This is a genomic window from Vibrio sp. 1-1(7) (assembly GCF_013048485.1).
Taxonomy (GTDB): domain Bacteria; phylum Pseudomonadota; class Gammaproteobacteria; order Enterobacterales; family Vibrionaceae; genus Vibrio; species Vibrio fujianensis.
In genome coordinates, this window is the sequence record NZ_VHSP01000007.1 from 23497 (window position 1) to 35153 (window position 11657).

An 11657-nucleotide genomic window follows, 5' to 3' on the forward strand; every position below is an offset into this window, starting at 1 on the left:
GTTAACCCTATCATGCTTGCTTATGGAGAACGGCATAGTAAAAACCGTCCATATCTTCTTCGCCAGGTAATATTTGTCGTCCTGGCTGGTTGATGTCAGAACCCACTAAGAGAGCATGACTAGTTCGCGCTAAAAACGCTTTAATCTGCTCGCTGTTTTCTTGTGGCGCAATCGAGCAGGTGGCGTAAACCATAGTGCCTCCGACCTTTAATTGTTTCCACATGGCGTCTAGTATTTCGCTTTGTAATTGAGCCAATGCCTCAATATCGTTATCACGACGTAGCCATTTAATATCAGGATGACGACGAATGACCCCCGTTGCTGAGCAAGGAGCATCGAGCAAAATACGATCAAACTGCTCTCCTTGCCACCATTCTTCGGGATAGCGAGCGTCACCACAAATAACATCGGCACGCAATTGTAGCCGCTCTAGATTGTCATAAACTCGTTCAAGACGCTTAGGATCGCTATCGATTGCCACCACTTCAGTCTCTTGAGTATGTTCTAAAATGTGTGCGGTTTTGCCTCCTGGTGCCGCGCAGCAATCTAAGATCAATTCACCGTCTTGAGGCTGTAAGTAGTCAACCGCCAGTTGCGCGGCGGCATCTTGCACTGATACCCACCCTTTATCAAAGCCGGGCAATAAGCTGACATCGCAAGGAGAGGCTAATTTTATAGCATCAGCAGCTTGTGGGTGTGCGCTGCATTGAATGTTTTCATTGTTTAGCAGTGTAAGGTATTCATCTCTGGTGTGATATTGACGGTTAACTCGTAGCCACATGGGGGCTTTATGATTATTGGCTTCAATAATCTGTTCCCATTGCTGTGGGTAGGCTTCTTGTAATCGCTTGAGCAACCAACTTGGGTGACCATATTTACCCGCGTGATGACTAACGGCAATGACATCTAACGCTTCCTGATCTCGCAAATAGTTGCGCAGTACAGCGTTAATCAGGCCACTTAAGTTTGGGCCTCGCAAGGTTTTGGTGCCTTCCACTGTTTCTGCCACCGCTGCATGCGAAGGAATGCGCATAAAACTGAGTTGGTAAATACCCACCAAAATGAGGTGGTGAAACACCCGTTTTTTACCTTTTAATGGGTTATCCATCAGCTCATTGGCGATCGATTCTAAGCGTGGTAAATAGCGTAATGCGCCATAGCAAATTTCTTGTAAAAGTGCATAGTCTCTGGGACGAATGGTTTTTTGTGCCGCTGGAAGAGCGTGCGAAAGAGAGTGGCCTTTATCAACCACTTGAAACAACACATTAGCTGCCGCTGCGCGAACATTCATGAGTAATACCGAATTGAAAACAAAAGTAGTGAGGGCATCTCTGCCCTCGTCAAGGTGTTAATATTTAACTAAGTTGCGTACCGACCGCAAACCAACTAGCACGAGCATTAAGAATATCTTGCACGGGCATGGCTTTTTTACCGGGTAGTTGGATCTGCTCTAGCACTAACACACCACGACCGGTCGCCACATAAATACCCGATTTATCCGCTTGAATAATCGTACCGGGTGGATGAGTAGACTCGCGCTCATCGACACGGCTTTGCCACACTTTAACCGTGTTATCAGCGACATCAAAATGGCTGATCGGCCAAGGGTTAAAGGCTCGCACGCAGCGTTCAATAAAGGCCGCCTCTTGTGTCCAATCGATTTTCGCTTCTTCTTTACTCAGCTTCTGGGCGTAATTTGCCAAAGCATCATCTTGCTTTTCTGGGCTAAGTTGGCCTAAAGCTAACTTATCAAGGCAAGCCACCAAGGCCTGTGGGCCAAGCTCCGCCAATTTGTCATACATTGAGGCACTGGTGTCGCTGGCTTCTATTGGCAAGCGAACAATACTCAGCATATCACCGGTATCAAGACCCACGTCCATCTGCATAATGGTGACGCCCGTTTCACTGTCACCGGCCCAAATCGAGCGCTCAATTGGTGCGGCACCTCGCCAGCGAGGTAAAATTGAGCCATGGACATTAATACAACCCCATTTAGGGATATCGAGTACCGCTTTCGGTAATAACAAACCGTAAGCCACCACCACCATCACATCAGCATTAAGATCGGCTAAGGTTTGTTTGGCTTGATCGCTTTTGAAATTCTCAGGCTGGTACACAGGAATGGTGTGCTCAAGCGCCATCTGTTTCACTGGGCTGGCGGTGAGCTTTTTCCCGCGTCCGGCAGGGCGATCAGGTTTTGTGTAGACGGCAATTACTTCGTGCTCCGAAGACAATAACGCCGCCAAGTGACGGGCGGCGAAATCCGGAGTACCTGCAAAGACAATACGTAATGATTGGCTCAAGGTAACCTCTCTATTCTATGCGATTTATTTATTTTTCTCGTTGAAACGTTTAATTTTTTCCAACTTCTCTTTGATACGTTTTCGCTTTAGTGGCGATAAATAATCCACGAAGAGTTTACCTTCTAAGTGGTCAAGTTCATGTTGTACACAAATTGCCAGCAAATCATCAGCCTCAAAGGTGTACTCTTGACCATCGCGATTAAGGGCTTTGACCGTCACCTCAGCAGCACGAGGCACTAAAGCTCGTGCACCAGGCACGGATAAGCAGCCTTCTTCGATGCCATCCTCTCCACGTTTTTCTAGAATTTGTGGATTGATCAGTACCATAGGTTGATTACGATTTTCTGAAATATCAATCACCACAATACGTTGATGAATGTCCACTTGTGTGGCGGCTAAACCAATGCCCTCTTCGTCATACATGGTGTCTAACATGTCATCAACGATTTTTTGGATTTCAGGCGTGACTTTTTCGACCGGCTTAGCAACGGTGCGAAGACGATCATCTGGAAATGTTAATACTTGTAATACAGACATATACACTCGAAATATTGAACTGTGCCGAAACAGCTTAACGCTTGTTGGCTCAATTCTAGACATTTTATGGCCTAAATGACAGCATCGAACACAATTTATAGTAAACCTTCTGTTATTTACCGGCCAAGGAAGCAAGGTCATGAGTGTATTTATTCGTTATTATCGTCTGAAAGTATTTATCTTCAGTATATTGTTTATCGCGCTCTTCTCTCATTTTTCCGTCTTAGCTAATGAGCCGACGGCTTTGGCGGTGAAAGCTGATGCACCAAAAACATATACAGTGGAGAAAGGTGATACCTTATGGGATATATCGGCATTATATTTAGATAGTCCTTGGTTATGGCCAAGGCTTTGGCAAGTCAATCCAGAGATAGATAATCCCCACCTTATTTATCCGGGAGATAAATTAACACTACTCTGGCGTGATGGGCAGCCTGTGTTAAGTTTGAAGCCCATGGTTAAACTAAGCCCGCAAGTCCGTTTAATGGAAAAGCAGTCGTTACCGACGGTAGAAGAAGGGTTACTGCTGCCTTATTTATTATCGGATCGTTTAATCGACGAAGCGGAAATTGTACAAAGTGCACGAGTATTAGGATCTAATGATGGTCGTCAATATTTGACAAAGCAAGATACGGTGTACATCTCCGGTGAGTCTAGTCATGCCCAATGGGGAATTTATCGTCCAATGACCGAGTTTGTTCGTGGTGATAAAAAAATGGTCGCGCTACGTTTGCTCGCCACCGCTGAACGAGTGGCAAGTGAAGAAAAATTAACAGCGCTTGCTGTTCATCAGGTCGCGCAAGAAATTATGGTCAATGATCTTGCTTTAACTGAAGTTGGGTTAAATCAACTTAATTTATCCACCTCCTTTTTTCCGCGCCCAGCACCACAGGGAATTCAAGCGACCATTTTAGGAACGCTGGAAGGAAGCCAGTATGCAGCAAAAAATCAGGTCGTTGTGATTGATCATGGTAAGGGGGATGGATTGGTTCAAGGCAGTATGTTTGAACTTTATCAAGTGGGCGCAACGGTTTATCAAGATAAAGAAGGATATAGCTACAAGTCGAATCGAGGAGAGCAGATTAATCTTCCACAACGCAAAGTTGGTGCATTAATGGTGATTCGTCCTTACGATGCATTTAGTTTAGCTTTGGTGACCAATAGTGAAGAACCGATTGACCAATCCGTATTGGCTTTACCACCGATGAGTGATGCCGAGCCCTCTTCATCAATGGCTGCCACGCAGTAGCTTAATTTGACGACATTGATGCAACAGCAAGATCTCTGTGCATGGCTTGCCTTAAGTTTTACACCTAAGCTCACACAGAAAATGATGGCTCGGCTGTTGAGCTTAGATGCTCTGGCTAATATGCTAGGTTATTCATCTCAACAATGGTTGGCTTTAGGACTAAAACCAGAGCAAGTGGAGTACTTGATTCATCATGCTCAGCGAGAAGTGGATGCTTGTTTAGAGTGGCAGGTAAAAGATCCAGAGCGACATATTATCACCTTATATGATGATCAGAATTATCCTCCGTTACTACGAGAGGTTGCTTCTCCACCAAAAGTTTTGTTTGTGGAGGGGCAATGCTCAATGCTCGCTCAACCACAAATTGCGATAGTTGGTAGCCGTAATGCCACCATTGATAGCCGAAATATTGCACAACGTTTTGCTGCACAATTGGTTGCGCATGATTTAACGATCACTAGTGGGTTAGCCCTGGGTATTGATGGTTATGCTCATGATGGAGCTCTGCAAGCCTCAGGAACGACTATTGCGGTTTTAGGGTCAGGACTTGAATGCATCTATCCAGCTAGGCATCGCTCTTTAGCTGAACGCATAAAGGCCAGTGGTGCATTAGTGTCCGAGTTTCGTCCCGGCACTAAACCCAGAGCAGAGCATTTTCCACGACGTAATCGTATCATTAGTGGCTTAGCGCTCGGTGTTTTGGTTGTTGAAGCGGCTGAAAAAAGTGGTTCTTTAATTACCGCTCGCTATGCGCTGGAGCAGGGGCGAGAAGTTTTTGTTGTGCCAGGGCCGATACATATCGCTAATTGTCAGGGGAGCAATCGTTTGATTCAACAAGGGGCTTGTCTTGTTCAATCGGTGGACGATATCCTAGCTGAAATAACCACATTTACTCACTGGGCACAGAAATCGCCTATTTTTCCTCAAGGCGACCTTTTTTCTTCATCAAATGGCCAAGAAGAATTGCCATTTCCCGAGCTGTTAGCTAACGTAGGAATAGAAGCGACACCAGTTGATATTCTTGCTCAGCGGACCCATATTCCTGTTCAAGAAGTCATGATGCAGCTTTTAGAGCTTGAACTTTTAGGGCAAGTTGTTGCAGTTTCCGGTGGCTATATTCGTAAGGGGAGAGGCAAGCTATGATGGATATTTTGATGTATCTGTTTGAGACGTATATCCATAGCGATGCTGAATTGCAAGTGGATCAAGACGAGCTTGAAGATGAATTACTTCGAGCAGGATTTCACCAGAAAGAGATTTATAAAGCCCTCCATTGGCTAGAAGAGCTGGCTGCATTGCAGCAAACTGATGCACATTCCGCCATGGCGACCTGTGCCGCCACATCTATGCGAGTCTACACGGCTCAAGAGATGGAACGGCTTGATTTGGAAGCCCGTGGCTTTTTACTTTTTCTTGAACAAATTCAAGTGCTAACATCTGAAACTCGTGAAATGGTGATTGATCGGGTCATGGGGTTGGAAACCAATGAGTTTGAATTAGATGATCTAAAATGGATTATTCTGATGGTGTTGTTTAATGTACCAGGTAATGAGAATGCTTACACGCTGATGGAAGAGCTTTTGTATAGTAAAGAACAAGGTATTTTGCATTAATTGACATGAGCAACAAAATTGATCCTAACTTATTTTCTGCCCATGAGCAGGCGTTAAGCCATGAGCCTTGTCCGTTGTGCGGTGGAGCGTTACAGCTTCGCCGCGCTAAGCATGGCCCCTTTTTAGGTTGCAGTCATTACCCACAATGCGATTATTTAAAACCCCTTCATCAAAATGATGGTCATATTATTAAAGAGTTAGGGGTTCCTTGCCCTGAATGCGGGCATGAGCTGGTGCTTAGGCAGGGGCGATTTGGTATGTTTATTGGTTGTAATCATTACCCAGACTGTCACCATATCGAGCCATTAGATAGCGATGAACCGAGTCAGAAATCAGAGCCGTTGGTCACTTGTCCGGAATGTGATAAGGGGCATTTAGTTGAGCGGAAATCTCGCTTTGGTAAAACCTTCTATGCTTGTGATGCGTTCCCTAAATGTAAGTACGCGATCAACCAACCACCGATTGATGGAGTCTGTGAGCGGTGTGGTTTTCCATTATTAATGGAAAAAAAGTTGGCAAATGGCGTTAAATACCAGTGCGCAAATAAGAAGTGCGCTCATATACAAAATGGCTAACGACGTAATAAGTGTCGTTAGCCTGTTGTCGTAAATGTGATACTGCTACAGAGAGGCGGTTCGTTTCTGTAGTGCAGGGAAACAAACCGGATCGAGTATCGCCGTCAATTGTGTTAACTTTCTATCTAGCTCACCGGTATAATCTGCGCTGACATTGATATGCCCCATTTTTCTTCCAGCGCGCTTTTCTTTGCCATACCAATGAATGTGGCAGCCTTCTATCGCCATTAATTCATTCGGTAGGCTATCTTCACCCAAAATATTAATCATCGCGGTTTCTCGAATCAGTTTGGTGCTCCCCAAGGGTAAGCCACAGACCGCCCGCAAGTGATTCTCAAACTGACAGACTTCGGCACCTTGCTGAGTCCAATGGCCTGAGTTATGCACTCGGGGAGCAATTTCGTTGACCAGTAATGTGCCTTGTACATCAAAAAACTCTAAGGCCAACACACCGATATAGCCAAGGTTTTCTGCAACCGCTTGGAACATTGCTTTGGCTTGTGCTTGTAATTGAGGGGCATTAATTGCGGTGGAGAGGCTCAACACGCCGTCGACATGGATATTTTCAGCCAGAGGATAAACCGCAATATCGCCATCTCGTCCGCGAACGCCAACTAAAGAGACTTCACGATCAAAAGGAATAAACTGTTCGGCGACAACGGCTTGGTGTTCGGAGCAGGCTAAACATTCCGCCACTTCAGCCCACACACGCTCGATCTCGTCACTAGTTTTCAAACGCCATTGGCCTTTACCATCGTAGCCACCTAAGGCACTTTTCAATACCATTGGTAACCCAATTTGTTTAATGGCAGCATCGAAATCTTGGCGGTGCTCGATGATCGCATAGGGCGCGTTTCGTACACCAGATTGATCGAGTAAGGCTTTCTCTAGGCGGCGATCGCCTCCCGCTTTAATCGCTTCAATGGTGGGTAAAAATTTACCACTTTGCTCACAAATGGCCAGTACATCATGAGGGATATGTTCAAACTCAGCGGTGATAACATCTGCGTGTTCAATTGCTGGTAATAAACCGTAGCCAGTGATTGTTTGAGTTAATGGATGGACAATATGGTTATTGTTAACATCAAAAGCGGAAAGCGAAATATTCAGTGGGGCTCCAGCAAGAGACATCATTCGAGCTAACTGCCCAGAGCCTAATACCAATACGTGCATGAGTTATTCCTCAGCTGGATTTGGATTAGCGAGTATTGACTGGGTTTGTGCTGCACGGAAGGCTTCGACCTTTTCCATCACACTATTATCGTGAGTGGCGATAATTTGTGCTGCTAATAGGCCTGCATTGGCTGCTCCAGCGTCACCAATCGCCAGTGTGCCGACTGCAACTCCCTTAGGCATTTGGACAATGGAATAGAGCGAATCTAACCCTGAAAGTGCACGTGATTGAATCGGCACACCCAAAACCGGAAGCGCGGTAAAGGCTGCCGTCATCCCTGGTAAGTGAGCGGCCCCTCCTGCACCAGCGATAATCACCTTGAGCCCACGCTCTTTAGCGCTGGAGGCATAATCTGCTAGCAAATGAGGTGTTCTATGGGCTGAGACTACTTTTGTTTCATAAGAAATGCCAAACTGATCAAGCATTTCTGCTGCCAGTTGCATGGTTGGCCAGTCTGATTTTGAACCCATGATAATGCCGACTTTCATCTTAAATTCCTTTAAGCGTGGTAATTAGGTGAGTAAACAAGAACACATTATACGAGGTGTTTTTTTTGCAAGCAAACGTTTGCGTTGCGAGTGAGATGGATCGACATTATTTATGACTAATTTGCTTTAGCGCTTTGGTTTAATAATTTGTAAACTTAGACGCTGATAGATACCCAAAACTTTTAGGAATAGACGTTGGATAATTTTGAACAGATTTTACATGCCTTACACTCAGGTGACGTTATTGCTTACCCAACGGAAGGCGTGTTTGGAGTCGGTTGCGATCCCGATAACCCACAAGCGATCGAGAAACTATTACAATTAAAGCAGCGTTCGATCGATAAAGGCTTAATTTTAATTGCCGCGACCTATGAGCAACTTCTGCCATATATTGATGAAAACCAACTCACGCATCAACAGCTATTGACGGTGAAATCGACTTGGCCTGGCCCTGTGACTTGGATTATGCCTGCCAGTTCGCAAGTCTCTAAGTGGGTGAGTGGTCGGTTTGACACAATAGCGGTTCGAGTTACGGATCACCCTTTAGTGCAACAGTTATGCCTTGCTTATGGGAAACCCATCACATCAACTAGCGCGAATCTCTCCGGTCACCCTTCCTGTATGACGACAGATGAAGTGGTGCAGCAATTCGGCGCTCAATTAATAGCTATTTTACATGGTGAAACGGGCGGACGAAATAAACCAAGTGAAATTCGAGATGCAAAAACTCAGCAAGTGTTACGGCAAGGATAGTTTCGCGCAAAGGAATAAATAATGTCGACCATTGATAAGCAAGCGGTAAAGAATTTTTTACTTGGCCTCCAAGATAGGATTTGTCAGCAATTAGAAGCGGTAGATGGAAAAGCGACTTTTATTGAAGATGAATGGTATCGAGAGGCTGAGGAACGGTTAGGGGGCGGTGGTCGGACGCGAGTGATGTCTGATGGCTTGGTATTTGAGCAAGGTGGTGTTAATTTTTCTCATGTTACGGGACAGCAAATGCCCGCTTCAGCAACCGCACACCGACCTCAATTAGCCGGACGTCAATTTGAGGCGATGGGGGTATCGATCGTAATGCATCCACATAATCCTTATGTTCCTACTTCTCATGCTAATGTGCGTTTTTTTATCGCAGAAAAAGAGGGAGAAGTACCGATATGGTGGTTCGGCGGTGGTTTTGACCTTACCCCTTATTACCCATTTGAAGATGATTGTCGGGAATGGCATCAGGTAGCGAGAACACTTTGTGAGCCATTTGGTGCTGATGTTTATAAGATGCATAAAGCTTGGTGTGATGAGTATTTTTATCTTCCTCATCGAGCAGAAACGCGAGGGGTTGGTGGGCTTTTTTTTGATGATTTAAATCAATGGGGATTTGAGCGCTGCTTTGACTACATCAAATCAGTGGGTGAGGGTTATACTCAAGCTTACTTACCGATTGTTAAGCGACGTAAACAGACCCAATATGGCGAGCGAGAACGACAATTCCAACTTTATCGACGTGGTCGTTATGTTGAATTTAACCTGGTTTTTGATCGAGGAACGCTGTTTGGTTTGCAGAGTGGTGGTCGGACTGAGTCAATTTTGATGTCGATGCCGCCATTAGCGCGCTGGCAATATAACTACCACCCTGAAAAAGGTAGTGCAGAAGCAAAACTTTGCGAGTTTTTAGTCCCGAAAGAATGGTGACATGAGACAGGCTCAATGGTACGGTCTTTACAGATAATTTAGCGAAGTGGGCGAGAATATGGATTTTCATCATGATCACTATGCGGTGTTTGGTAACCCTATTGAGCACAGTAAGTCTCCTTTTATTCATACGTTGTTTGCTCGCCAAACCAACCAGAAGATGAGTTATACCGCCAAACTGGCCCCGATTAATGGTTTTCAAGCTGCCGCAGAGCAATTTTTTTCTCAGGGTGGAAAAGGGTGCAATGTGACCGTTCCTTTCAAAGAAGACGCTTATCTTTTTGCTGATCGGTTGACTGAGCGAGCTCAACTTGCCGGCGCTGTGAATACCTTAAAAAAGCTCGATGATGGTGAAGTGATTGGTGACAATACCGATGGAGAGGGGCTAGTTCAAGATTTATTACAGCATCAGGTTATTCTTGAGAATACTAACATATTGTTAATAGGGGCTGGAGGGGCTGCTCGTGGAGTAATCAAACCGCTGTTAGATCAACACCCCTTGCGTATTACCATTACCAATCGTACATTCAATAAAGCTGAGCAGTTAGCCGCAAACTTTGCATCATTTGGTTCTGTTGATGCGCAAGCTATGCACGAAATCAGCCACAGCTTTGATCTCATCATCAACTCTACCTCGGCCAGTTTAGCGGGAGAATTGCCCAATCTTTCCCCCATTATTTTTTCTCCAACGAGCGTGGCCTATGACATGATGTATGGGAAAGGACTAACCATTTTCAATCAATGGGGGTTAGAGAATGGAGCGGTTCATGCTTATGATGGTTTAGGTATGTTGGTGGCTCAAGCTGCCGAAAGTTTTATGCTTTGGCGAGGACTTCGTCCAGGGACAAGACAGGTTTTGCGAGAGCTGAGAAAAAATTTAGTGGGAGAAATATGAATCAATCTATCCTTTTTCCAGATATGCAGGATTGGAATCCAGAGCTTCAAGTTATAGAGTTTCCCGCTCAACAGGGGGGAGCGCTTATTGTTTGTCAGATCTCTATTCGGCAATTAGCTCAATACACTGGACAAGCCATTGATAGCCCAGAACAAGCTCTTGCGGTATTCAATACAGTACGTTTTGATCTTGAAGAGCTTGCTGAAGCTTTAATTGAAGAAGAAGCGTTTAATCAGTACGGTACTATAGAAGTCATCAGTTGAGCATTTCTACGTCATTGAGATAATCATTTTTAGTTTGTACGTAGTTATCTGCAGATTTGATTAAAAATTCACGTTCTTGATCCGTGAGTAGGCGAATTTTTTTTACTGGGCTGCCGATATAAAGATAGCCGCTCTCTAAGACTTTACCTGGTGGGACTAAACTTCCAGCACCAATCATGACATCGCTGCTGATCAGCGCACCATCTAATATAATAGACCCCATTCCGACTAATACTCGATCTTGAATTACACAACCATGTAGCATAACTTTATGCCCAATCGTCACCTCACGACCAATCACTAAGGGATAGCCATTTGGATTAGTGCTGTTTTTGTGAGTGACGTGAAGTACGCTCCCATCTTGGATATTAGTACGGCTCCCAATACAGATATGATTTACATCGCCACGAGCCGTTACTAATGGCCAAATACTTGCATCTTCACCGATCGTGATATCGCCGACGAGAACGCTAGAGGGGTCAACATAAACACGAGAAGCTATTTGGGGGGAAGTGCCTTTATAACAACGAATCGAGCTCATTATTTCTCCTACCTGTTTTCATTTTTTTACTCTGAGATAAGTGTAACCTGAATTAAGTAATAAAAGATGTGCTTTGGGCGAAAAATGCGCAGCCGAAAAAAAGCAATAAAAAGCACTTGCTAAGTTAACCAAACTCCCTATAATGCCGCCTCACTGACACGGCAGACGCCACAAGGCTTCAGGCAGTGCCAGTCGAGGGAAAGCTTCTAAAAAAGAAAATTTGAAAAAGTGTTTGACTCTTCAAATTAACTCGTTAGAATTCACCTCCGCTTTGAAGCTCAATGAGCCTTCCAAGCAACGCTCTTTAACAATTTAAACCAATCAATCTGT

The 11657-nt window shown here is 44.8% G+C and carries 14 protein-coding genes; 8 read left to right on the plus strand and 6 right to left on the minus strand.

Annotation, left to right across the window (positions count from 1 at the left end; genetic code table 11):
* Positions 1 to 10 precede the first annotated feature (10 nt).
* The 3 genes from rsmB to def all read right to left on the minus strand — a co-directional run bounded on the left by rsmB (position 11) and on the right by def (position 2840).
* Positions 11 to 1291 carry a 16S rRNA (cytosine(967)-C(5))-methyltransferase RsmB gene (gene rsmB, locus FKN05_RS15690; protein WP_170887929.1) on the minus strand — a complete coding sequence of 427 codons (1281 nt, stop codon included), beginning with the start codon at positions 1289 to 1291 and terminating at the stop codon, positions 11 to 13.
* A gap of 64 nt (positions 1292 to 1355) precedes the next feature.
* Positions 1356 to 2303 (minus strand): methionyl-tRNA formyltransferase, encoded by a 948-nt coding sequence (gene fmt / locus FKN05_RS15695; RefSeq protein WP_099610092.1) that lies wholly within the window; start codon positions 2301 to 2303, stop codon positions 1356 to 1358.
* 24 nt (positions 2304 to 2327) lie between these two features.
* Entirely contained in the window at positions 2328 to 2840 is a 513-nt protein-coding gene (gene def / locus FKN05_RS15700; RefSeq protein ID WP_212752310.1) for a peptide deformylase, read from the minus strand.
* Between the two features lie 139 nt (positions 2841 to 2979).
* On the opposite strand from def, the gene FKN05_RS15705 reads away from it, so the two are divergent.
* The 4 genes from FKN05_RS15705 to FKN05_RS15720 are packed head-to-tail and all read left to right on the plus strand — an operon-like array spanning position 2980 to position 6277.
* Positions 2980 to 4089 carry a LysM peptidoglycan-binding domain-containing protein gene (locus tag FKN05_RS15705; RefSeq protein WP_170887931.1) on the plus strand — a complete coding sequence of 370 codons (1110 nt, stop codon included), beginning with the start codon at positions 2980 to 2982 and terminating at the stop codon, positions 4087 to 4089.
* 18 nt (positions 4090 to 4107) lie between these two features.
* Positions 4108 to 5232 (plus strand): DNA-processing protein DprA, encoded by a 1125-nt coding sequence (gene dprA, locus FKN05_RS15710; RefSeq protein ID WP_170887932.1) that lies wholly within the window; start codon positions 4108 to 4110, stop codon positions 5230 to 5232.
* Positions 5229 to 5702 (plus strand): DUF494 family protein, encoded by a 474-nt coding sequence (locus FKN05_RS15715; protein WP_099610096.1) that lies wholly within the window; start codon positions 5229 to 5231, stop codon positions 5700 to 5702. The genes dprA and FKN05_RS15715 overlap by 4 nt, the downstream gene beginning before the upstream one ends.
* Before the next feature lie 5 nt (positions 5703 to 5707).
* A complete protein-coding gene (locus FKN05_RS15720) occupies positions 5708 to 6277 on the plus strand; it encodes a DNA topoisomerase family protein (protein ID WP_099610097.1) in 570 nt (189 codons plus the stop codon).
* Between the two features lie 45 nt (positions 6278 to 6322).
* Here the strand turns inward: FKN05_RS15720 and FKN05_RS15725 are convergent, their stop codons facing one another.
* Positions 6323 to 7450: a 5-(carboxyamino)imidazole ribonucleotide synthase gene (locus tag FKN05_RS15725; RefSeq protein WP_099610098.1), complete on the minus strand. Its 1128-nt coding sequence runs from the start codon at positions 7448 to 7450 to the stop codon at positions 6323 to 6325.
* A gap of 3 nt (positions 7451 to 7453) precedes the next feature.
* Complete coding sequence (gene purE / locus FKN05_RS15730) at positions 7454 to 7939, minus strand: 5-(carboxyamino)imidazole ribonucleotide mutase (RefSeq protein ID WP_099610099.1); 486 nt, start codon at positions 7937 to 7939, stop codon at positions 7454 to 7456.
* 195 nt (positions 7940 to 8134) lie between these two features.
* On the opposite strand from purE, the gene tsaC reads away from it, so the two are divergent.
* Genes tsaC through FKN05_RS15750 form a run of 4 tightly spaced genes read left to right on the plus strand, consistent with a single transcriptional unit; the run spans position 8135 to position 10786 of the window.
* Positions 8135 to 8692 (plus strand): L-threonylcarbamoyladenylate synthase type 1 TsaC, encoded by a 558-nt coding sequence (gene tsaC / locus FKN05_RS15735; protein WP_161426948.1) that lies wholly within the window; start codon positions 8135 to 8137, stop codon positions 8690 to 8692.
* Between the two features lie 21 nt (positions 8693 to 8713).
* Positions 8714 to 9628 carry an oxygen-dependent coproporphyrinogen oxidase gene (gene hemF / locus FKN05_RS15740; RefSeq protein ID WP_099610100.1) on the plus strand — a complete coding sequence of 305 codons (915 nt, stop codon included), beginning with the start codon at positions 8714 to 8716 and terminating at the stop codon, positions 9626 to 9628.
* 58 nt (positions 9629 to 9686) lie between these two features.
* Positions 9687 to 10523 carry a shikimate dehydrogenase gene (gene aroE / locus FKN05_RS15745; RefSeq protein ID WP_099610101.1) on the plus strand — a complete coding sequence of 279 codons (837 nt, stop codon included), beginning with the start codon at positions 9687 to 9689 and terminating at the stop codon, positions 10521 to 10523.
* On the plus strand, positions 10520 to 10786 hold the full coding sequence (locus FKN05_RS15750; protein WP_099610102.1) for a DUF1488 family protein: 267 nt from the start codon (positions 10520 to 10522) through the stop codon (positions 10784 to 10786). Before aroE ends, FKN05_RS15750 begins: the two co-directional genes overlap by 4 nt.
* Here FKN05_RS15750 and FKN05_RS15755 read toward each other — a convergent pair.
* Positions 10779 to 11327, minus strand: coding sequence for a gamma carbonic anhydrase family protein (locus tag FKN05_RS15755; protein WP_099610103.1), 549 nt, complete (start codon positions 11325 to 11327; stop codon positions 10779 to 10781). The genes FKN05_RS15750 and FKN05_RS15755 overlap by 8 nt on opposite strands.
* Positions 11328 to 11657: the final 330 nt, after the last annotated feature.